A 22,055-nucleotide genomic window follows, 5' to 3' on the forward strand; every position below is an offset into this window, starting at 1 on the left:
TAGAACCGTGGAGCCGTGTGCGCGAAATCGAACGGTGGTGGGTGCTGAGAGGCTCGAACTCCCGACCTACGCCTTGTAAGGGCGCCGCTCTACCGACTGAGCTAAGCACCCCGCTCGATGCATCGGCTTGCACGTTGCGCGCATGTCGCACGCTTGCTCACCGAAGAGGAGGCGAATCCTACCAGAAGTTCAGGGCCCTCTTGGCGCTTCAAAGGCCGAGTTTTGCAAGTTCGCCCCGTCCAATACGCAGCACTTCCGGCTCAGGGCCACTCAGATCGACCACGGTGGTGGGCTCCATTGGGCAGGCACCGGCGTCCACAACGGCTTGGATCTGATGTTCAAAGCGTTCGCGGATCTCTTGGGGATCGTTCATCGGTTCGCTTTCACCCGGAGCGATCAAGGTGGTGCCGATCAGCGGTTGACCCAGAATTTCCAGCAAAGCTTGAGCGACGCCATGCTCTGGCACACGCAACCCCACCGTGCGACGCGAGGGATGAGACAGTCGCCGAGGCACTTCCTTGGTGGCTTCAAGGATGAAGGTGTAGGGCCCCGGTGTGGCCCGTTTGAGCATCCGGTATTGGTGGTTATCGACCTTGGCGTAATTGGCCAATTCGGCCAGATCGCGGCACAGCAGTGTCAGGTGATGCTTGTCATCGATTTGACGGATGCGGCGCAACTGATCGGCGGCGTTTTTGTCATCGAGACGACACACCAAGGCGTAACTGGAATCGGTCGGGATCGCGGCGATGCCGCCCTTATCGATGATTTGCGCGGCTTGCTTGAGCAAACGCGCTTGAGGATTGTCCGGATGGACTTCGAAGTACTGAGCCATGGTTCGGCATTGTGCGCTGAGACCGTGACAGTGCCTTATCCCGCAAGTCGTGGGTGGTGGATGCGGTCCGCCAGCAGATCCCAGACCTTGGGTAAGTCGTCCGGCATGGCAGGCAAGTCGCCCAAATCGATGCGACTTTCGCCGGGGGCGTGGAAGTCGCTGCCGCAAGAAGCTGCCAGTCCGGTCTCGCGTGCCACTTGAGCGTATTGGATAAATTCGGCGGGGCTGTGGCTACCGGTGATGACCTCGATGCCCAAGCCGCCCAAGGTTTTGAACTCTGACAGCAGCGCGTACTCTTGGTTGGCGGTCAGGGGATAGCGCCCCGGGTGCGCCAAGATGGCCATGCCACCCGCGCGGCGAATCCACGTCACAGCATCCGCCAAGGTGGCCCATTGATGTGGCACAAAACCCGGCTTGCCCGGTGTCAAGTAGCGGCGGAAGACCTCGTTAGGGTCGCGGCACACCCCGGTTTTGACCAAATGCCGCGCGAAATGGGTGCGAGAAATCAGGTTCGGATTACCGGCGTATTTCAAGGCCCCTTCAAAGGCCCCTGTGATGCCGGCCTGTGCCAACGACTCGCTCATCAGGCGTGCGCGACGCTCTCGGCCCGTGCGGATCGAGGTCATGCCAGCACACAGGTCCGGGTGGGTCGGATCCACCCCCAAACCGACAATATGCAGGGTGTTGGCCCCATAAGAGGCTGAGATTTCAACCCCGGTCAGAAAATGCATGCCCAGATCAAGGGCCGCTTCTTGGGCTCGGGCGACGCCACTGAGCTCATCGTGGTCGGTCAGGGCCCAAAGTTCCACGCCGTTGGCTTGCGCTCGTTGGGCCAGAGTTTCGGGCGTGAGGGTGCCATCAGAGATGGTCGAGTGGCAGTGCAGGTCAACGTTCACCTGCTCATTGTAGGGAGGGCCATGCCCCTTCATGGTGCAAAAGGTCTTGTTTGCGTTCCAAACCTCCGGCATAGCCGCGCAAGCGACCGTCCGAGCCGATGACCCGGTGGCAGGGGACCCACACCAACATGGGATTGAGCGCCAAAGCCCGTGCCACCGCTCGAACCGCGCTGACTTGTCCTAGGCGTTGGGCCAGCTCGCGGTAGCTACACGTTTGACCCACCGGTATTCGGGCCACTTCAGCCCAGACCCGCTGCTGAAAGGGTGTGCCTTGGGGCGCAAGGGCCACGGCTGTGCGGTCGCCGATGGCGGCGGCTTTGGGGTTTTGCCAGTAGGCGGCGAGCCCAGCGGCCACGGCTTGCAAGACGGGGTGATCGATGGGGTGATCGATGGGCGAAGGAGTCGGTGCGGACTCTTTCTTGTCCATCAAGTCGTCCACAAAGCGCAGTTGGGTCAGGCCCGCATCGGTGGCAACCGCTGTCATCCAGCCCAAGGGCGTGGCGATGCGGGCATAAAACGACAAGGGGCACGACAGGGGTAAAGAGGGTGGCGTGGTGCTGTGCATGTTCTACCTACAATGGCCGCCATCCTACGACTTCATTCCAACCCTCATGCAAATCGACGCAGGTGTATTCAAGGCCTATGACATCCGTGGCATCGTGGGCAAGAGCCTCAACGAGGCCTTTGCTGAACATCTTGGCCGTGCCTTTGGTACCGAAGCTTTGGCAGCGGGTGAGCGGGCGGTGGTGGTGGGCCGCGACGGGCGTCTTTCCGGGCCGCGTCTGGTGCATGCCTTGATCCGTGGGCTGACCGCCACCGGCATTGATGTGGTCGATTTGGGGGCCGTAACCACCCCGATGGTTTATTACGTCGCGGCCACACGCGGCTTGCACGGTTGCAGCAGCGGCATCCAAGTGACTGGCAGCCACAACCCCAAGGATTACAATGGCTTCAAAATGGTCTTGGCCGGAGTGGCGATCCACGGCCCGGCGATCCAGGCGCTGCGCCAGCGCATGGAAACCAAGGACTACACCGTCCCAGCGGATTCGGCCCGTGAAGGGCAAAGCGGCCAGATTGACATCCTGCCCGAGTATCTGCACCGCATCACCCGCGACTGCAAACTGGCTCGGCCGATGCGTGTGGTGGTCGATTCGGGCAACGGCATTGCTGGGGCCTCGGCGCCTTCGGTGCTGCGCGCGCTGGGCTGTGAAGTGATCGACCTCTACAGCCGGGTCGATGGCAATTTCCCGAACCACCATCCTGATCCGTCCCGCCCAGAGAATCTGGCGGATTTGATCCAAGTGGTGCGGGCCACCGAAGCTGAACTGGGTTTGGCCTTTGACGGCGACGGCGACCGTTTGGGCGTGGTGACCCGTGACGGTCACAACATCTATCCAGATCGTCAATTGATGCTGTTCGCGCAAGACATCCTCAGCCGTCATCCCGGTGCGCCGATCATTTATGACGTCAAGTGCTCGCAACGCCTGCCGGTAGCTATCCGCGAAGCCGGTGGTGTGCCGCTGATGTGGAAGACCGGCCACTCGCTGGTCAAGGCCAAGCTCAAGGAAACCAACGCCCCGATTGCCGGTGAGATGAGCGGCCACATCTTCTTTGGCGAGCGCTGGTACGGTTTTGATGACGCGACCTACACCGCTGCACGGCTGTTGGAAATCCTCTCGCGCAGCGACAACCCCAGCGCGGTGCTCGACGCCTTGCCCACCAGCCACAGCACGCCAGAAATCAACGTGCCCACGCCGGATCCGCACGCTGTGGTGGAGGCGTTGCGCGCCCGCCTCAATTGGCCGGACGCTGAGATCGGCACCATCGACGGCATTCGGGCCGATTACGCTGACGGCTTTGGGCTGGTGCGCGCCTCGAACACCACGCCGGTGTTGGTGCTGCGCTTTGAAGGTCACACCGCTGAAGCTTTGGCGCGCATCCAAGCGCAGTTCCTCAGCTTGCTGCGTGAAGTCTTGCCGGAGGCCACGTTCCAGGCCGCTGCGCACTGATGATCTTGGCAAAGAGCTTGGCAGAAACACTGGCACGGGGTCTCTACAGCACCTTGATGCGTGCAGTGGTGGCGCCGCTGTTGCCCCTGCGGCTGCGCTGGCGGGCTCGGGCCGAGCCGCTGTACGGGCGCTTTATCGCTGAGCGCTATGGTTTCTACGGCACCGATGCACGCGGGCCCAAGGGGGCTGGGGTTAATCCGTTGCGGTTGCCGTTACGGCTTTGGCTGCACGCTGTCTCCTTGGGCGAAACCCGGGCCGCTGAGCCCTTGTTGCGCGCCTTGCGTCAGCAGCAGCCGGATCTCCAACTCATCGTGACCCACGGCACCGCCACCGGGCGCGAGACCGGGCAGGCGCTGTTGCAAGCGGGCGATGTGCAGCTTTGGCTACCGATCGACACTCCCGGGGCGGTGCGCCGTTTTTTGCGCGCTTGGCAGCCTCAGGTCGGTGTGTTGATGGAAACCGAGGTTTGGCCAAATCTGCAAGCCGAAAGCGCCCGCGCCGGGGTGCCGGTGGTGTTGGCGAATGGGCGCTTGTCAGAGCGCAGTCTGGCCAAGTCCTTACGACTGCATGCGCTGATGCGCCCTGCGGTGGCAAGTCTTAAGGCGGTGTTGGCGCAAACCGAGGCTGACGCGCTGCGTTTTCGTCAAGCCGGGGCCGCTCAGGTCGAGGTGTTGGGCAACCTCAAGTTCGACATGACGCCGGACCCTGCTTTGCTCGCTTTGGGCCAGCGTTGGCGCAGCCATGCCGATCCCAAGCGTCCCCTGATCTTGGCAGCCAGTTGGCGCGAAGGCGAGGATGCACCGCTCTTGGCTGCTTGGCAGCAACTCTGCCAACGCTGTGACGCCGCCAAGCGTCCTCGACCGCTGTTGGTGTTGGTGCCGCGCCATCCGCAGCGCTTTGATGACGTCGCAGCGATGGTTCAAGCCACAGGTTTGAGTTTGGTGCGGCGCAGTCGCTGGACAGAGGTGGAGGCTCATCAAGCCTTGGCCACGGCTGATGTTTGGCTGGGCGACTCGATGCGCGAAATGCCGGCCTATTACGCTTTGGCCGATGTCGCCCTTTTGGGCGGCAGCTTTGCCCCGCTGGGCGGCCAAAATCTGATCGAAGCTGCCGCCTGCGCTTGCCCGGTGGTGATGGGACCACATACCTTCAACTTCAAGGACGCTGCCGAAAGCGCCCAGACCGCTCAAGCTGCCCGCCGTTGCGTCGATCTGCCTGAAGCGTTGGATTTCGCCTTCCACTGGGCCAGTGATCCACCCGCCTTGGCCTTGGCTCGCCAAGCCGCCACCACCTTTGCAGGTGCCCACCGAGGTGCGGCAGAGCACATGGCGCGGCAGATTTTGGCGTTGAGTACCCTCAAAGGGGCGTAGGGATCACCCATTCAAAGTCTTGATTTTTGAAATTCAGACAAAGTTGCGTTTAAACTTTTCGTGATTCCGGATGTTGTTTTGAAGGTCTTTGTCATCCCAGATTTGCAGTTCCCACGGGAAATAAAAATTGCTTTTGTTTTTGAAGTAAATGTGTAAGCCGCGATAACTTTCTTTATCGCGCAAATACCAATTTTTCAACCCCAGCCCTTCTTGCCAGTCATCGAGCAAATTCATAACAACATCAATCTCATCGGTGGCCAAAATGATGCGGGCCCCAAAAATATCATTGAGCCAGTTGTTGACCGGGTATTGGTCTTCCCGAACAGAAAAGCGCCCGATCTTGTCATCAATGCTTTCGCGGGTTTTGACGCGGTAAAAGTATTTGATGTCAATGTTCGCCGTCATCAGGTAATCATTGATGCTTTCGTGCAAGGTCAGGCGGTATGTGTAGATGTGAGGCACCGGCACATGACCGATGGTTCGGGATAGATTGATCTTTTCAATTCGCCCCGCCTCGAAATAATCTTTGGAGAACTCAAGATGCAAACGGTTGATTTCTCTAACCAATTGTTGAACTTGGCTGATTTTTTCCATACAACCCATCGTGTGGTTCTTGTTGTCAGGCCTCATCCACCCGGATCCACGTTGTCTTGAGCTCCGTCACCTTGTCGAACGCGTGCAAGGATTTATCGCGGCCGTTGCCGCTTTGTTTGTAGCCGCCGAAAGGTACGGTGATGTCGTCTTCGTCGTATTGGTTGACGTGGACGGTGCCGGCGCGTAAGGCGCGGGCGGTGCGGTGGGCGCGGTTCAGGTTGTCGGTCCAGACGCTGGCTTGCAAGCCGTAGGGGCTGTCGTTGGCGATGGCGATGGCTTCGGCTTCGGTGGCAAAGCGAATCACGCTCATCACCGGGCCAAAGATTTCCTCGCGGGCGATGGCCATGCGGTTGGTGACCTGATCAAAAACCGTGGGCTCGACGTAGAAGCCACCGCTCTCCGCCCTGGCCCGTTGGCCCCCGGCCACGCAGCGCGCGCCCTCGGCTTGGCCTTGTTGGATGTAGCCCAGCACGGTGTTGAGCTGCGCTTCGTCCACCACCGCCCCCATCACGGTGTCGGCCAGCAGCGGGTCGGCGGGCGGGTATTTGGCCGCTTCAGCCGCCACTTGTTCGATGAAAGCGTCGGCCACGCTGCGATGCACCAGCACGCGTGAAGGGGCGTTGCAGCTCTGGCCTTGGTTGAAGAACAGGCTGGCAGCGGCGGTGCTGGCGGCGCGCGATAAATCGGCAAAATCTTCAAAGACGATCAGCGCGCTTTTGCCGCCGAGTTCGTTATAGACGTGCTTGAGGTTGGAGCGGCTGGCGTAGTCGAGCATGCGCCGGCCCGTGCGGGTTGAGCCCGTGAAGCCCAGCACATCCACGTCGTTGTGCAACGCCAAGGCTTCTCCGGCCTCCGCGCCAAAGCCCGGCACCACGTTCAACACGCCCGGGGGCAGCCCCGCTTCCAAGGCCAGATCGGCCAAGCGCAGGGCGGTCAGGGGTGACTTTTCGCTGGGCTTCAAGACGACCGAATTGCCTGCTGCCAAGGCGGGAGCGATCTTCCATGCCGCCATGATCATCGGGTAGTTCCACGGCACGATGCAGCCCACCACGCCGATGGGCTCGCGCTGGATCAAAGCCAGGCCGTTGCGCGGTGTGGGGGCAATCTCGCCGTAGATCTTGTCGATCGCTTCGGCGTACCACTGCATGCAACGCGCTGTGCCGCCCACATCGACGCTCAAGGCGTACTGAATGGGTTTGCCCATGTCGAGGGTTTCGAGCAGGGCCAGTTCTTCTTGGTGGCTGCGGATCAGGTCGGCAAAGCGCGCCAGCACGCGCTTGCGCCCCATCGGCGAGACGTGGGACCAGCGCCCGTCTTCAAAGGCCCGTCGGGCTGCGCTGACGGCGGCGTCCACATCGGCTGGGCCGCAACGTTCAATTTCAGCCAACCATTGACCTTGGATGGGCGAATGGTTGTCAAACACCGCCCCGGAGCGGGCGTGGACGCGCTTGCCGTCGATGAAGCAGCGGCCGTCGATGCTGAGCTCCGTCGCGCGGGCGTGCCAATCGTGGGTTGGCGTAGGCATAGCGTGATTCCTCTGGCTTAGAACGCCACCAACAGCGAGACGCCGAAGATGTCGTTCTTGGGGCGATAGATGCCGTCTTGGATGTAATAGAACACCGGCTGCGAAGCGTAATCGACGCGGTACTCCGCCTTGAGTGTGGTGCTTAGATCAAGCATGAACGACGTGCCGAAGGTCACGGCCGAACGATTGGCACCCACATTGGGATCACCGCCATACCCCGGCCCCACGCCGTTGCGGCTATCCGCTGCGTAATAACCCAGCAGCCCGCCGCCGTTGCGTTCGTTGTTCAAATGATCGATACGCAGCGTGCTCTCCATGCGCGGTGTCAAACGGTAGGCTCCCAAGACCGATGCGCCGTACCAACTGGCGTCGCGCAATTCACCGTTGGGTCCGGGGGTGATGGCTGCTTTCTGTTGGCCGCCGATGCTGAACTGGCCTTGCAAGGTGATGTCGCCCCGAATGAAGTAGCCGTCCACCTCAAACAGATGCAATTGGGTATCGAGGCCGGCATCTTGGGGGAAAAGAGCTAAGCCTGTGGTGGTATCAACTTCGTTGGCCCGGCCATTCGAAGCTTTACCCAAGACCCCGGCAAAACCCACCCCTTGGAATTCACCCCGCGAGTAATCGACCCGATAAGCCAGCGCTGGGGCATGGTTGTGGGGGTTTTTCTTGCTGGCGTTGACGTTGGCCAACACCGATTTGATGCTCCACTTGCCGCGTGTGATATCGATCCCCGCTCCGGAATAGGCCGCAGGCAAGGTGAAATCGAACAGCAGGTTGTGGGTGATGAGTTTGTTCAGGGTGGGCTGGAGATACTCATAGCCCGACCAGTCGGGAATCTGGCCGGCGATGAGGCGGGTTTGCAAGTCGGTCAGGGGCACAGAAATGGAGGCTTCGTGCACGGGCGAGGAGGCATCAAACACCGAGCCCACGCCCCGGTTGGGGGCCAAGGTCAGGCGCCATTTGACGGCGCTGTCCGTTTCCTTCTGGAAATCGATCACCGCCGTGCCGAAGTACGAGTTGTCGTAGTTGTAGCCATCGCCCCCAGCAGCGGTGTCGGCTCGGTTGAGGAACTGGAAGCCACCCCGGTCTTGGGAGCGGTTGATCACAAAACTCGGATCCATGTAGCCGCTGGCCTTGAGCATCTTGTGACCGGCAGCGTCGCGGGCGTCTTCCAACGCTTCGGCTTTGATGGTGATGCGATTGAGTTCTTGCAACTCACTCATCAGCTCGGAGGAAAGTTGGCTGCGATGGTGACGTAACTCGGCCAACTGTTCTTCCATCAGTCGCAGCCGTTCCTGCAAGCCTTGCACTTCCTTCTCCAGTGCGTCGGATGAGGCGGTTGCCGCTTGCGCTTGGCAGGGTGAGGCGGCCAAGCCGCACATCAGAAGCGTGGCAGCGAGGGTGACAACGGTGCGGGACGTCTTCGTCGGATGGTGAGGCATGGGGTTCTCCTAACAGGGTGTACTTGTTGTGGTTCTATGCAATTCGCGTGCGAACTTTTTGGGATCGAGCCATGAAGTAGCTGGCTGCGATCACGCCCGCTGAGACGACGAAAACAATCAAGGCGGCCACGGCGTTGATGCTGGGACTCAGGCCAAGCCGGGCGCGCGAAAAAATCACCAAGGGCAGCGTGGTCGAGCCGGGACCGGAGAGGAAGGCTGAGAGCACCACATCGTCCAGCGAGAGGGTGAAGGTCAGCAACCACGCTGAGAGCATCGCCGGCAGCATCAGGGGCAAGGTCACCAACCAAAAGACTTGCGAGGGGTGGGCGCCCAGATCCATGGCAGCTTCTTCAAGCTGCGGGTTCATCTCCACCAGCCGCGCCTTGATCACCACCGTGGCATAGGCAAATCCGACCAACAAGTGTCCCAAGACCAAGGTCAGCACACCGCGTTCTGGAAAGCCCAGCAGCCGCTGCACAGCCACCAAAAAGAGCAGCAGGGACAGCCCAATCACCACCTCCGGCATCACCAAGGGGGCGCTGATCATGCCGGCAAAAAGCGCTCGGCCCTTGAAGGCTGGGTACTTGACCAGCGCATAGGCCGCCAAGGTGCCGAGCACGATCGAGATGGAGGCACTGATGAACGCGATCTTCAACGACAGCCATAGGCCTTGGATCAATTCCTCATCCGCGCCCAAAGCGTGGTACCAGCGCAAAGTCAGGCCACGCCAGACGTTGGGCAGTTCGGAGTCGTTGAACGAGAACAGCACCAGCGAAAAAATCGGCAGGTACAAAAAAAGAAACACTGCCACCAACCAAAACCGAGCGAGCCGTCCTGTCATGGGTGCGCTCCAAGGCTGTTTTGGGATCGGCTGAACAAGGCCAACGGCACGATCACCAGCAAGACCATGACGACCGCGACCGCAGCAGCCATGGGCCAGTCGTTGTTGGAGAAGAACTCATCCCACAAGACCCGGCCAATCATCATGGTGCGCGGTCCGCCCAGCAATTCAGGGATGACGAACTCACCCACGCACGGGATGAAGACCAACATCGAGCCCGCCACGATGCCGGGCTTGGACAGCGGAATGGTGATGGTCCGAAACACGGTCCAAGGTTTGGCGCCCAAGTCGGCCGCCGCTTCCAAGAGTCGCAGGTCCATCTTCGACAGATGGCTGTAGAGCGGCAGCACCATGAAGGGCAAGTAGGTGTAGACCATGCCGATCACCAGTGAGAAGGGGCTGTTCATCAACTGCCCCGGCTCTTCAATCGCGCCCGACCACCAAAGCAGTTGCCCCAAGCCGCAGGCCATCACCAGCTCATGCACCCAGCCATGCTCAGCCAGCAGGCCTTTCCAGGCGTAGACCCGCAACAGGAAGGAGGTCCAAAACGGCAGCATGACCAGCATCAGCAGCACGGGTTGGATCTCGGTGCGTGCCCGGGCCATGAAGTAGGCAAAGGGATATCCGAGCCCCAAGCAGATCAGCGTGGTGATGGCGGCATAACGCAGACTGGCCAGATAGGTCTTGACGTAGAGATCGTCGCCCGCCAGTGCCAGATAGTTGCCCAGCTTGACCTTGATGTGCAACACACCATCGGTGTAACTCAGCAAGTCTTTGAAGTGCACCGTCTCCATTTCGGAGACGCTGATCTTGAACAGGATCAAGAAAGGAATCAGGAAGAAAGCGATCAGCCACGCGTAGGGCAAGCCCACGACCCAGTGCCGGCCTTGCATCCACAGGGTCATCCGCTCTTTCATGAGGTCAGCACCACATGGGCCAAGGGTGACCAATGGGCCCAGACGTTTTGGCCCCGCTCGAACAAGCCTTCGTGCTGGCGCTGTGCCGCAGGGGGTCCGACATGCCCGACGTGCACCACCATCTTCTGACCGCTGGGTAGGCGGATTTGGTAGTGCGTGTGGCTGCCGAAATAGGACTTGCCTTCGATCACCCCGGCGACGCGGTTGACCGGGTTTTCTGGCATGCCCTCTTGGTCTTGGGGGGAAAGATGAATCTTTTCAGGGCGCAGTGCCACGGTCACGCTCATGCCGGGTGTGCCGCTGATGCCATGACCCACAAGTTGCGGGCCATCAGCGGTGTTGATCAGGGTGTGATCCGGGGCGATCTCGACCACAAGGCCTTCGATCAGATTGACGTTGCCGATGAAGTCCGCCACAAAGCGCGAGCAAGGGGTTTCGTAAATCTCGCTGGGCGCCCCCACTTGCATCAAGCGGCCTTCGTGCATCACAGCGATCTGTGAGGCCATGGTCATGGCCTCTTCCTGATCGTGGGTGACCATCACACACGTCACGCCAACCTTGCCCAAGATGTTCACCAGCTCAATCTGGGTTTCCTCGCGCAGTTTTTTGTCCAGCGCGCCCAAGGGCTCATCGAGCAGCAGCAGTTGGGGTTGTTTGGCCAAGCTGCGTGCCAAGGCCACACGCTGTTGTTGGCCTCCCGAGAGCTGATGCGGTTTGCGTCGGGCCAGCTTTTCCAGTTGCACCAAGGCCAGCAGGCTCTCGACCCGCTGCTGGATCTCAGCGCGCACTATTTTTTCGCGTTGCAGACCGAAGGCGATGTTGTCCCACACCGTCAGGTGTGGAAACAGCGCATACGACTGGAACATCATGTTGATGGGCCGCTGGTAGGGCGCCATGCCGCTCAGGTCTTGCCCATCAAGCACGATGCGTCCCGAGGTCGGCGTCTCGAAACCCGCCAGCATGCGCAGCAAGGTGGTTTTGCCGCAACCTGAAGGGCCGAGGAGCGCGAAGATCGCGCCGCGAGGCACCTCCAGCGTGATGTGATTGACCGCGCGGCTGCCGTCAAAGTCCTTGACGACATCTTGGATGTCGAGGAACGCCACGTCACATGCCCGTCTTGAAGGCGGTGTAGGTCCGGGTCATGAGCCGGCGCAGATCGTTGTTCAAGGCATCGGGCGCGATCATCTTCTTCATGTCGGCATCCGACAAAAACACCGTGGTGTTGCTGGCCACTTCGGGTTTGATGAACTTGCGCGACTCTTTGTTCGGGTTGGCGTAGAACACCTTGTTGGTCAGGCTGGCGTGCACTTCCGGGCGCAGCAGGTAGTTGATCCACTTGTGGGCGTTACCCGGGTGGGGCGCGTCGGAGGGGATCACCATCACGTCAAAGAACAACAAGCCGCCGGTGCTGGGCAGCAGGGCTTGGATGTTTTGGCCGGTTTTGTTGTCGATGGCGCGTTGACGGGCGATGTTGATGTCGCCCGAATAGCCCAGTGACAGGCAGATGGAGCCGTTGGCCATGTCGTTGATGTAGCCCGAAGAGCTGAACAGCGTCACCGAAGGTCGAATGGTTTTGAGCAAGTTCAGCGCGGTGGTGTAGTCACCCGCGTTTTTGCTGAACGAGGGCTTGCCAAGGTAGTGCAGGGCCGCAGGCACCACTTCGCTGGCCGAATCAAGGAACGAGACACCGCAGGACTTGAGCTTGGAGATGTACTCGGGCTTGAAGACCAAGTCCCACGCGTTCTCTGGCAGCGGGGTACTGCCCAAGGCAGCCTTGACCTTTTCGACGTTGATCCCCACGGTGGTGAAGCCCCAGAGCCAATTCACGGTGTACTCGTTGCCCGGATCCATGCGGGCCAGCTGTGCCAACACCGAGGGGTTGAGATTTTTCAGATTCGGCACTTGGGCCTTGTCGATCTTGCGCAGCAAGCCGCCGTCGATCTGCAACTTGGCCCAGTGCGCTGAGGGCACCACGATGTCGTAGCCGGTACGGCCCGCCACCAGCTTGGCGTGCAGAAACTCGTTGCTGTCAAAGTTGTCGTAGCGAACCTTGATGCCGGTTTCTTTCTCGAAGTTGTGGATCGTGTCTTCGGCGATGTAGTCCGACCAGTTGTAGATGTTGAGGACTTTTTCTTCCTCTTGGGCCTGCACCGCTGGGGCGGTCAAACACCCCAACCAGGCCACGGCAGTCGCAGCCATCGAGCGAATGAACATCGATTTCATCAAAGGAACTCCGAAAGGCAATGGGGGATGTGAGGAACTCACGACTCACGACAGGGTCATGAAATGGCCGTGAGTCTATCGGTGTCTCTGGGTGATGGGCGCGTCAGACCCACAGATTGCGGGTGCGCAGATCCACCAAGGTGCGATCAAGGCAAAGGCGGATCAGCACCATCATGTCGTCGATCTGGGCGCGGGTCATGATCAGGGGCGGGGCAATGATCATCCGGTCGCCCACGGCGCGCATGATCAAACCGTTGCCGAAGCAGTGGCCCCGGCAGATCATGCCAACACCGAGTTGCGGATCAAACACTTCAGGCCCGCTGCTTGACTTGGACCGCACCAAGTGCAGGGCGGCCATCAAGCCGCAGCTTTGCACATCACCCACCAGCGGATGGTCACGCAGCGACTCGAACCCTTGGGCTAGGTAAGGTCCGATGTCGTCGCGCACATGCTCGATCAGCTGCGTGCTTTGCATCAGATCGATGTTGGCCAAGGCCACAGCACAAGCCACCGGATGGCCCGAGTAGGTGTAGCCGTGCTCAAACTCGCCGCCTTGCTCGATCAGCACCTTGGCCACGCGCTCGCCCACCATCACGCCACCCAAGGGGATGTAGCCCGAGGTCACGCCCTTGGCGAAGGTCATCAGATCAGGGCGGGTGCCCATGGTTTCGCAGCCAAACCACGACCCGGTGCGGCCAAAGCCGCAAATCACTTCGTCGCTGACCAGCAAGATGCCGTACTTGTCGCAGATGCGCTGGATCTCCGGCCAGTAGGTGGCGGGCGGCACGATCACCCCGCCAGCGCCTTGCACCGGCTCGCCGATGAAAGCGGCCACTTTGTCGGGGCCCACCTCCAAAATCTTGTCTTCCAGCCAGCGCGCTGCCATCTGGCCAAACTCGGCTTCTTCCACCGTGGGCAAGCCCGCACTGCGGCGCTGGAGGTTGAACTCAAACAGATGCGGCTGGCCGATGTGGGTGATGCCTGGAATCGGCAAACCGCCTTGGGCGTGCATGTACGTCATGCCGCTCAGCGAGGCCCCGCCCATGGTTGAGCCGTGATAGCCGTTCCAGCGGCTGATGATCACGTGGCGTTCCGGTTGGCCGAGCAAATCCCAATAACGCCGCACCACGCGGATCACGGTGTCGTTGCCTTCGGAGCCCGAATTGGCGAAGAAAACATGCTGAAACTGCGCTGGCGTGATCGCGGCCAGCTTCTCGGCCAAGGCGACCGCCGGTGGCGTGGTGGTTTGAAAGAAGCTGTTGTAGAAGGGCAGTTGGCCCATTTGCTGGGTGGCGGCGTCGATCAGCGCTTGCTGGCCGTAGCCGACATTGACGCACCACAGCCCGCTCATGGCGTCGAGGATGCGTTGGCCCTCGGTGTCGCGCAGGTAGATGTTGTGGGCGCTTTCGATGATGCGCGAGCCCTTGTGTGCCAAGGCTTGGAAGTCGGTGAAGGGGTGCAGAAAGTGCGCCGTGTCGGCGTCTTGCCATGCACGGGTGCTGCGTTGGCCGATCAACTCAGTCATGACTGGTCTCCGTCTTCAAACGTTTAAACAGGCTTCAAACATGCAAGAGCAGGTGCTCGCGCTCCCAAGGCGAGATCACCTTCATGAATTCGGCGTACTCAGCTTCCTTGACCTCGGTGTAGACCGTGATGAAGGCTTCACCGAGGATCTCGGCCAAGTCCTTCTCGTGGCGCAGCATTTCCAGCGCTTCGCCCAGACTGCGCGGCAGTTGGTAATCACCAAGGTAGGCATCGCCCTTGCATTCCGGGGTGGGCTTGAGGCCTTTTTTCATGCCCAAGTAACCGCAGGCCAAGGTGACCGCCAAGGCCACATAGGGGTTGGCGTCAGCGCCGATCACCCGGTTTTCAATCCGCCGTGCTGCCGGGGTCGCCACGGGTGAGCGGATGCCCACGGTGCGGTTATCGGTGCCCCACTGAATGTTGATGGGCGCAGCGGTAAAGCGTGACAAGCGCCGGTAGCTGTTCACGTAGGGCGCAAACAGCGCCATCGCCGCCGGGATGTAGCGCTGCAAGCCGGCGATGTAGCCATAAAACAGCTCGCTGGCCGAGCCATCGGGGTTGGAGAAGATGTTGCGTTTTTCACCGCTCAGCGTTTCAACCACGCTTTGATGCACGTGCATGGCACTGCCGGGCTCATCCGCAATCGGTTTGGCCATGAAGGTGGCAAACATGTTGTGCCGCAGGGCCGCTTCACGCACCGTGCGTTTGAAGAAGAACACCTCGTCGGCCAACTGCATCGGGTGGTCGTGGAAGAAGTTGATCTCCATCTGCCCCGCGCCGATTTCATGGATCAAGGTATCGACGTTGAGTTCCATCTTCTCGCAGTAGTCGTAGACATCTTCGAAAAGCGGATCGAACTCATTGACTGCGTCGATGGAATAGGCTTGGCGCGAGGTCTCGGCCCGCCCGCTACGGCCTACCGGGGGGATGAGCGGAATGTCAGGGTCGGTGTTGCGCGCCACCAAGTAAAACTCCAACTCGGGTGCGACCACCGGGCTCCAGCCTTCGGCGGCGTAGAGATCGCACACTCGCCGCAGCACCGAGCGCGGTGCAAAGGGCACGATCTTGCCGTGCTTGTCGTAGCAGTCATGGATCACTTGCGCCGTGGGGTCGGCGGCCCACGGCACGATGCGCACCGTGCTCGGGTCCGGCTGCAAGTGCATGTCGTGATCGGTTGGGCTGATCACGTCGTAATACGGTCCTTCCAGCGGAAAAACCCCCGTCACCCCCATCGCGACCACCGCTTCCGGCAGGCGCATGCCCCGGTCTTCGGTAAATTTTTTGCGCGGCAAGATCTTGCCGCGGGCCACGCCGGTCAGATCGGGCACCAAGCATTCGATCTCGGTGACCCGGTGCTCGTTGAGCCATTGCTCCATGTCACTGAACGTGAGGTTGGCTCGGGTCACCATGATTGAGTCCCTTTCTTGTGAGCACACGCGGTACCAAAGGCTTGCAACAAGCGCATCGATACCGGGTTGTTCTGGGCTTGCCACTCGGGATGCCACTGCAACCCGAGCAAGAAATGGCTCGGCTCCAACCCTGAAAATGCTTCGATCAGCCCATCCGGTGCGAGCGCTTCAATGCGTAGGCCGCTGGCCAAACCGCTCGGCGCCACACCTTGGCCGTGCAGACTGTTGACCCGAAAGCTGTCTTGGTCATCGATCAAACCATCGAGCATGGGGGCCAGCACGCCGCCGTGCACCACTTGGACGCCGTGCGCCGGACCGTATTGCTGCTCGACGGGCTGGGTATCGTCCGAGCGGTGGTCTCGGTAAGGGCCAGCTTCTTGCACGGCTTGGATCAACGCGCCGCCCAGAGCGACATTGATTTCTTGAAACCCACGGCAAATCGCCAGCAAGGGCGTCTTGCTGGCGATGCATTGGCGAATCAAAGGCAGGGTCCAGCCGTCGCGCGCTGGGTCCAGCGGCAGGCTGGGGTTGTGCACCGCCTCGCCGAAATGGGACGGGTGCACGTTGGAGGGCGAGCCCGTCAGCAGCACCCCGTCGGCCAGGGCCAGAAGCTCGGGCACATCTTCGGCGGTGGCCAAGGGCACCACGAGGGGCAGACATCCGGCAAGCCGGACCGCATCGACATATTTCTGCCCCACCACATGGAAGGGATGTTGGCCCAACCAGCGATTGCAGGCCGGCACCAAAACAACGGGGCGACGAGGGACGGGAGAAGCTGCTTTGGACGTCATGGAGGAGCTCACAAACTGTAGGCAATGCACCGTATGCCAAGGCATGAAGCAAAGTGTATACAGTTTGCAGGGCCGGATAGCGTGTTCCAACGCCAGGTCCGATTTCTCCTTGGCCCGCGCCTTTATCATCGCCACCCATGTCACACGCTGCTACACCTTCTTCGTCCGCTGCATCGGTTCAGCACCTGCATCTTTTTTCACCCGCTGGGGTGGTGCGCAGCGTGGTGCCGTTGCGCCGAGCGGTGAAGCGCCTTGAGGCGTTGGGTTTTGCGGTGACGGTGGATGAGGGCGCCAACGCCCATCACCAGCGCTTTGCGGGCGATGACGCCACTCGCTTGGCCGCTTTGCACCGGGTGGCTGAGGCAGCACCGGAGATTGCGCTGGCGACACGCGGCGGCTACGGGCTGACACGCTTGTTGGATCAGATCGATTGGGCCCTTTTGGCGCGCAGCGTGGAGCGTGGCACGCATTGGGTGGGGCAGAGCGATCTGACCGCCTTGCATCTGGGCTTGCTGGCGCACACCGGCTCGATGAGCTGGGCCGGCCCCTTGGCGCTGGAGCACTTTGGGCGCAGCCAGACCGAAGGCGGGGTGGACGAAGTGACGCAGGACTGCTTTGTCGAGGCCATGTCGGGCGAGCTGGAGGCGGTGGGCTTTCGCACCGAGGCGGGTTTTGACGGACTCGAAGAGGAGGGCGTGCTCTGGGGCGGCAATCTTTCGATGGTGTGCTCGCTGCTTGGCACGCCGCACTTTCCGCTCATCAAGGGCGGCATCCTCTTTCTGGAAGACGTCAACGAGCATCCCTACCGGGTGGAGCGCATGCTGCTGCAACTGCATCAAGCGGGTGTGTTGGCTGAACAGTCGGCCGTGTTGCTGGGCGACTTCAGCGGCTGGCGCAAATCGCCGCTCGACCGGGGCTACAGCCTGAAAAGCGCGGTCGAGCATCTGCGCTCGGTGTGCGACACCCCCATCCTGACAGGCCTGCCTTTTGGCCATGTTCAAACCTTGGTGACCCTGCCGGTGGGCGAGCAGGTCGAACTGTTCGCCAACGGCCGCAACGTGATGGTGGCGTGGGGGTGATGCGCGCATGCCTGTGGGGCCTGTTGGCCTGGATCGCCTTGTGGCTTGGGGGCTGTGACAACAGTCCGCATGAAGACGGCGCTGCGGCCAGCAACACGCTGTACACCGCGTTCAGCGAGCGCTCGCCGCGCCATCTGGACCCGACGGCCTCGTACTACAACAACGAGACGCCTTTCACCTACAGCATCTACGAGCCGCTCTACGGCTATCACTACCTGAAACGGCCCTACGAGTTGGTGCCCAAGGCGGCTGAGGCCGTGGTGGCCCCGCGTTATCTGGGGGCCAAGGGGGAGGTTTTGCCTGAGGACGCCCCCGGCGAGCAGGTGGTGGAGAGCGTGTACGACATCCGCATCCGGCCCGGCGTGCGCTATCAGCCGCATCCCGCCTTTGTGCCGCGCTACCAGCATCTTGATGCCCAAAGCTTGGGCGAGCGGCGCTCACCGTGGGACTTTGAAGAGCAGGGCAGCCGCGAGCTGGTGGCCGAGGATTTTGTCTATGCCTTGAAGCGCCACGCTACCACGCGCATCACCGCGCCGGTGTTTGGCGTCTTTTCGGAATACGTCATCGGCTTGAAGGCCTACGGCGAGCTGATTCGTCAGCAAGATAAGGTGCTGCGCGCGGGCTTGGACCCGGCCAGCCCGGATAAACCGTTTCTGGACTTTCGCCGCTGGCCACTCGAAGGGGTGAGCGCGCCGGAGAAGTACCTGCTGCGCATCCGTTTGCACGGCAAGTACCCGCAGTGGAAGTACTGGATGGCGATGACCTTCCTCGCCCCGGTGCCTTGGGAGGCCGACGCTTTCTACAACCAGCCGGGCATGGCAGCGCGTGGCCTCTCACTGGATCGCTGGCCGGTCGGCACCGGGCCGTACATGATGGCCGAGTCGGTGCAGGACCGCCGCCATGTCTTGAAACGCAATCCGAACTACCACCCCGACACCTATCCCTGTGAAGGCACCCCAGAGGACCGCACCAGCGGCATGCTCGACGACTGCGGCAAGTCGGTGCCCTTCATCGACAGCGTCGTCTTCAAGATTGAAAAAGAAGCGGTGCCGCTCAAGGCCAAGTTCCGCCAAGGCTATTTGGATGTGCCCGAGGTCGAGCGGCCCGATTACGGTGTGGCCTTTGCGGTCGAGAAGGACGACTCGCCCGAGGTGGCGCGTGAGTTTGAGGAGCGCGGTATCCGCCTGCCGCGCTTTGTCGATCTCTCCAGCCACTACCTCGGCTTCAACATGAGTGACCCCGTGGTGGGCCAAGGCAGCACGCCGGCGCAGCAAGCGAGTAACCGCGCTTTGCGCCAAGCGATCGCCATTGCCATCGACTGGGAAGAGTACCTGCGCATCTTCCCCAAGGCTGCGGGCGAGCCCGCGATGGGGCCGTTGCCAGCGGGGCTCTTTGGCTCGCATCACGGCACGCCCGAGGGCCTGAACCCGATCACGCATCGGCTGAAAAACGCCCCGAGCCACCCGAACAATCCTAACGACCTGATCGAGCGCCGCCCGATCGAAGACGCTCAGGCGTTGATGGTGCAAGCCGGTTATCCCGAGGGGCGCGATCCGCACACCGGCAAGCCCTTGGTGCTGAACTACGACTACAGCGCGCAGCCTTCGCCCGAGCGCAAGGCCGAGTTCGACTGGATGATTCGGCAGTTCGCCAAGCTCGGGATCCAGCTCGACATCCGTGCCACCGACAACAACCAGTTCCAAGACAAGGTGCGCCGGGGCCAGCACCAGATCTTTGTCTCGGGCTGGCTGGCGGACTACCCGGATGCTGAGAACTTCCTCTTCTTGCTCTACGGGCCGAACGGCAAGACCGCCTCGGACGGCGAGAACACCGCCAACTACGCCAACCCGGCGTTCGACAAGCTCTATCAGCAGCTCAAACTGCTCGACGACGGCCCGGCCAAGCAGGCGGTGATCGATCAGATGGTGGCTTTGGTGCGCGAGGACGCGCCTTGGGTGTGGGGCACCTTCCCCTACGCGTCCAGCGCCTTCCACGCTTGGGTGAAGAACGGCAAGCCGGCCATCATGATCCGCGACATGCTGCGTTACTACCGGCTCGACACCGTGGATCGGGTGACGAAGCAGCGCGCCTGGAATCAGCCGGTGCTTTGGCCGCTGCTGCCTTTGGCCGCTTGCGTGGCCGTCTTGGTTGGGCTGGGCCGACGCGCTTGGCGCCAGCGTGAGCGGGCCGTGGCGCTGCGCCGGGGTTCAGCCGCAGATCGAGCAACGGATGCCATGAAGGAGGGCGCTTGAGATGCTGAGCTTTGTGCTGCGCCGTTTGGGCTACGGGTTGTTGATCCTGATCGGCGTCAATTTGCTGACCTTTTTTCTCTTTTTCACGGTGAATACGCCCGACGACATGGCGCGTCTGAACATCGGTGGCAAGCGGGTCACCCCCGATCAAATCGAGAAGTGGAAGCACGAGCGCGGCTACGACAAGCCGCTTTATCGCAACGACGCGCAAAGCGGCGCGGCGCAGTTCACCGAGACGATTTTTTGGGAACGCTCAGTCTCGCTGTTCACCCTGAACTTTGGCCGGGGCGACTCGGACAGCTCGGGTGACATCGGCAGCCAGATCGCCTTGCGCATGGGTGTGAGCCTGCAACTCGCGCTGCCGATCTTTGGGCTGCAACTGCTTGCCAGCACGGTGTTTGCATTGGTGCTGGTGTTTTTCCGGGGCACGCGCATCGATACTTGGGGCGTGGTGCTGTGTGTGGTGATGTTGTCGATCTCCAGCCTGTTCTACATCTTGGTCGGCCAAGTGCTGATGGCGCGGGTGCTGAAGTGGGCCCCGATCTCGGGCTATGTCGAAGGCTGGTCGGCGCTGCGTTTTCTGCTCTTGCCCATGGCGCTGTCTCTTCTGGCGAGGCTCGGGGGCGAAGCCCGCTTTTACCGCGCTTTGTTCATCGAAGAGCTGGGGCGCGACTACGTGCGCACCGCCCGGGCCAAGGGCTTGCCCGAAAGCATCGTGCTCGGCCGGCATGTGCTGCGCAACGCCCTGATCCCGATCCTGACCAACGCTGGGGCCTACATTCCGGCGGTGTTTTTGGGCAGCTTGGTGTTTGAAGGCTTCTTCGGTATCCCCGGCCTAGGCTCTTATGTCATTGACGCCATCGGCGCGCAAGACTTTGCCATCGTGCGCACCATGGTGTTCTTGGGCGCGGTGCTGACCATCGCATCGTATTTGCTGGTCGATATCGCCTACACCTGGGTCGATCCCCGGGTGCGCCTTGGGGCCATGTCTTGATGAATGTCTCGATGAACGCCATGCCGACCTTCGCCTTGCTCTGGACCGATGCCGTGTTGCTGGCGGCCTTGCTGGCTTTGGGCCTGTACGTGCTGTGGGTGCGCCGCACACCCGAGCGCCGCGCCGCTTGGGCCAAGGTGGGCCAAGACGCCACCGCCTTGGGCTCGGCCTTGGTGCTGGCGGGCTTTGTGCTTTTGGCCGCGCTGGACAGCGTGCATCTGACCATGGATGGTCGCACCACGTCCTTGCTCGACAGCGTGCTGGCGCGTCCTTTGGCGATGCGCGAGGTGAGCTATTCAGCGCCGCTGGCCTGCTACGGCTTCCAAAAGGAAACCTTGCCTTCAGGCCAGCGCGGTTTCCCGCGTCTCAAGTTCGGCTGCAAGCATCTTGAGCAACCTGAACAAGACTGGCTGCCCGATGTGCTGGGGCGGGCGGCGCTGGGTTTGGGCGGCGGGCTGGCGCTCGCTTGGGGTGTTTGGGCGGTGCTGTTGCGCTCTTCCGTGCCCGCCTCACCGGCCTTGCGTGCGGCCCGCTGGACCTGTATGACGTTGGCTGGGTTGACCGGCTTGGTGGCCGCTTTGAGCGGTCACTACCACGTGCTGGGCACTGACCGCACCGGCAACGACGTGCTCTATCAAGCTTTAAAAAGCGTGCGCACCGCCTTTGTGATCGGCACGCTTTCGACCGTCGCCACCTTGCCTTTTGCGGTGGTGCTGGGTCTTTTGGCGGGCTACTTTCGCGGCTGGGTGGATGCGCTGATCCAGTACCTGTACACGCTGCTGTCGTCGGTGCCCAACGTGCTGCTGATCGCCGCCTTTGTCTTGATGGTGCAAGTGCAGCTTGACGCCCACCCCGAGCGTTTCGCCACGGCGCTGGAACGCGCCGACGTGAAGATCTTTTTGCTCTGCGTGATTTTGGGCGTGACCGGCTGGGCGGGGTTGTGCCGGCTGCTGCGCGCCGAGACCTTACGGCTGCGCGAGATGGATTACGTCCAAGCAGCGCACGCTTTTGGTGTGGGGCACGGGCGTATCTTGGCGCGCCATGTGTTGCCCAACGTCATGCATCTGGTGCTGATCACCACGGTGCTCGATTTCTCGGGGTTGGTGCTTTATGAGGCGGTGCTGAGTTATGTGGGCGTCGGGGTGGACCCGAGCCTGAACAGCTTTGGCGGCATGATCAACTTGGCCCGCAGCGAGATGAGCCGCGACCCCTTGGTGTGGTGGTCTTTTGCCTCGGCTTTTGGCGTGATGGTCAGCTTGGTGCTGGCGGCCAATTTGTTTGCCGACGGGGTGCGCGATGCCTTTGATCCGCGTGACAACCGCCGCTCCACCACGCATTGATTCCATGGAGCCCT

General features: G+C 61.3%; 19 protein-coding genes and 1 tRNA gene. 6 read left to right on the top strand and 14 right to left on the bottom strand.

Going from position 1 to position 22,055, the window contains the following annotated elements; genetic code table 11:
* Positions 1 to 35: 35 nt before the first annotated feature.
* The 4 genes from AB3X39_RS03525 to AB3X39_RS03540 all read right to left on the bottom strand — a co-directional run bounded on the left by AB3X39_RS03525 (position 36) and on the right by AB3X39_RS03540 (position 2,293).
* A tRNA-Val gene (locus AB3X39_RS03525) sits at positions 36 to 111 on the bottom strand.
* Positions 112 to 208: 97 nt separating this feature from the next.
* Positions 209 to 832, bottom strand: a complete 624-nt coding sequence (locus AB3X39_RS03530) for an L-threonylcarbamoyladenylate synthase (RefSeq protein WP_369415969.1) — start codon at positions 830 to 832, stop codon at positions 209 to 211.
* A gap of 35 nt (positions 833 to 867) precedes the next feature.
* Positions 868 to 1,761, bottom strand: a complete 894-nt coding sequence (locus AB3X39_RS03535; RefSeq protein ID WP_473964885.1) for a 3',5'-nucleoside bisphosphate phosphatase — start codon at positions 1,759 to 1,761, stop codon at positions 868 to 870.
* Positions 1,733 to 2,293: a methylated-DNA--[protein]-cysteine S-methyltransferase gene (locus tag AB3X39_RS03540; RefSeq protein ID WP_369415971.1), complete on the bottom strand. Its 561-nt coding sequence runs from the start codon at positions 2,291 to 2,293 to the stop codon at positions 1,733 to 1,735. The genes AB3X39_RS03535 and AB3X39_RS03540 overlap by 29 nt, the downstream gene beginning before the upstream one ends.
* Positions 2,294 to 2,339: 46 nt before the next feature.
* Here AB3X39_RS03540 and AB3X39_RS03545 point away from each other — a divergent pair, with 46 nt between their 5' ends.
* The gene (locus AB3X39_RS03545; protein ID WP_369415972.1) at positions 2,340 to 3,737 is read left to right on the top strand and encodes a phosphomannomutase/phosphoglucomutase; all 1,398 of its coding nucleotides are present in this window, start codon (positions 2,340 to 2,342) and stop codon (positions 3,735 to 3,737) included.
* Positions 3,737 to 5,107, top strand: a complete 1,371-nt coding sequence (locus tag AB3X39_RS03550; protein ID WP_369415973.1) for a 3-deoxy-D-manno-octulosonic acid transferase — start codon at positions 3,737 to 3,739, stop codon at positions 5,105 to 5,107. The genes AB3X39_RS03545 and AB3X39_RS03550 overlap by 1 nt, the downstream gene beginning before the upstream one ends.
* Before the next feature lie 33 nt (positions 5,108 to 5,140).
* Here the strand turns inward: AB3X39_RS03550 and AB3X39_RS03555 are convergent, their stop codons facing one another.
* The 10 genes from AB3X39_RS03555 to AB3X39_RS03600 form a co-directional block, all read right to left on the bottom strand.
* Positions 5,141 to 5,701, bottom strand: a complete 561-nt coding sequence (locus AB3X39_RS03555) for a nucleotidyltransferase family protein (protein WP_369415974.1) — start codon at positions 5,699 to 5,701, stop codon at positions 5,141 to 5,143.
* Positions 5,702 to 5,726: 25 nt separating this feature from the next.
* Positions 5,727 to 7,226, bottom strand: coding sequence for an aldehyde dehydrogenase (locus tag AB3X39_RS03560; RefSeq protein ID WP_369415975.1), 1,500 nt, complete (start codon positions 7,224 to 7,226; stop codon positions 5,727 to 5,729).
* Positions 7,227 to 7,243: 17 nt separating this feature from the next.
* Positions 7,244 to 8,671, bottom strand: a complete 1,428-nt coding sequence (locus AB3X39_RS03565; protein ID WP_369415976.1) for a DUF3138 family protein — start codon at positions 8,669 to 8,671, stop codon at positions 7,244 to 7,246.
* Positions 8,672 to 8,705: 34 nt separating this feature from the next.
* Positions 8,706 to 9,512, bottom strand: coding sequence for an ABC transporter permease (locus AB3X39_RS03570; protein WP_369415977.1), 807 nt, complete (start codon positions 9,510 to 9,512; stop codon positions 8,706 to 8,708).
* Entirely contained in the window at positions 9,509 to 10,429 is a 921-nt protein-coding gene (locus AB3X39_RS03575; RefSeq protein ID WP_369415978.1) for an ABC transporter permease subunit, read from the bottom strand. The genes AB3X39_RS03570 and AB3X39_RS03575 overlap by 4 nt, the downstream gene beginning before the upstream one ends.
* A complete protein-coding gene (locus AB3X39_RS03580; protein ID WP_369415979.1) occupies positions 10,426 to 11,532 on the bottom strand; it encodes an ABC transporter ATP-binding protein in 1,107 nt (368 codons plus the stop codon). The genes AB3X39_RS03575 and AB3X39_RS03580 overlap by 4 nt, the downstream gene beginning before the upstream one ends.
* A gap of 1 nt (position 11,533) precedes the next feature.
* Positions 11,534 to 12,652 (bottom strand): polyamine ABC transporter substrate-binding protein, encoded by a 1,119-nt coding sequence (locus tag AB3X39_RS03585; protein ID WP_407069341.1) that lies wholly within the window; start codon positions 12,650 to 12,652, stop codon positions 11,534 to 11,536.
* 103 nt (positions 12,653 to 12,755) lie between these two features.
* A complete protein-coding gene (locus tag AB3X39_RS03590; protein WP_369415980.1) occupies positions 12,756 to 14,177 on the bottom strand; it encodes an aspartate aminotransferase family protein in 1,422 nt (473 codons plus the stop codon).
* 34 nt (positions 14,178 to 14,211) lie between these two features.
* A complete protein-coding gene (locus tag AB3X39_RS03595) occupies positions 14,212 to 15,585 on the bottom strand; it encodes a glutamine synthetase family protein (RefSeq protein WP_369415981.1) in 1,374 nt (457 codons plus the stop codon).
* Positions 15,579 to 16,376, bottom strand: coding sequence for a gamma-glutamyl-gamma-aminobutyrate hydrolase family protein (locus AB3X39_RS03600; RefSeq protein WP_369416171.1), 798 nt, complete (start codon positions 16,374 to 16,376; stop codon positions 15,579 to 15,581). The genes AB3X39_RS03595 and AB3X39_RS03600 overlap by 7 nt, the downstream gene beginning before the upstream one ends.
* A 137-nt stretch (positions 16,377 to 16,513) precedes the next feature.
* Between AB3X39_RS03600 and AB3X39_RS03605 the strand changes: the two genes are divergently transcribed.
* From AB3X39_RS03605 to AB3X39_RS03620, 4 genes are read left to right on the top strand one after another with little or no spacing between them, the layout of a single operon-like run.
* Complete coding sequence (locus AB3X39_RS03605; RefSeq protein WP_369415982.1) at positions 16,514 to 17,455, top strand: LD-carboxypeptidase; 942 nt, start codon at positions 16,514 to 16,516, stop codon at positions 17,453 to 17,455.
* On the top strand, positions 17,455 to 19,707 hold the full coding sequence (locus AB3X39_RS03610) for an ABC transporter substrate-binding protein (RefSeq protein ID WP_369415983.1): 2,253 nt from the start codon (positions 17,455 to 17,457) through the stop codon (positions 19,705 to 19,707). Before AB3X39_RS03605 ends, AB3X39_RS03610 begins: the two co-directional genes overlap by 1 nt.
* A 1-nt stretch (position 19,708) precedes the next feature.
* Positions 19,709 to 20,701 (top strand): ABC transporter permease, encoded by a 993-nt coding sequence (locus AB3X39_RS03615; protein WP_369415984.1) that lies wholly within the window; start codon positions 19,709 to 19,711, stop codon positions 20,699 to 20,701.
* The gene (locus tag AB3X39_RS03620; RefSeq protein WP_473964886.1) at positions 20,701 to 22,041 is read left to right on the top strand and encodes an ABC transporter permease; all 1,341 of its coding nucleotides are present in this window, start codon (positions 20,701 to 20,703) and stop codon (positions 22,039 to 22,041) included. The genes AB3X39_RS03615 and AB3X39_RS03620 overlap by 1 nt, the downstream gene beginning before the upstream one ends.
* Positions 22,042 to 22,055 lie beyond the last annotated feature (14 nt).

This window comes from Leptothrix ochracea, assembly GCF_041083635.1.
Taxonomy (GTDB): domain Bacteria; phylum Pseudomonadota; class Gammaproteobacteria; order Burkholderiales; family Burkholderiaceae_C; genus Sphaerotilus; species Sphaerotilus ochraceus.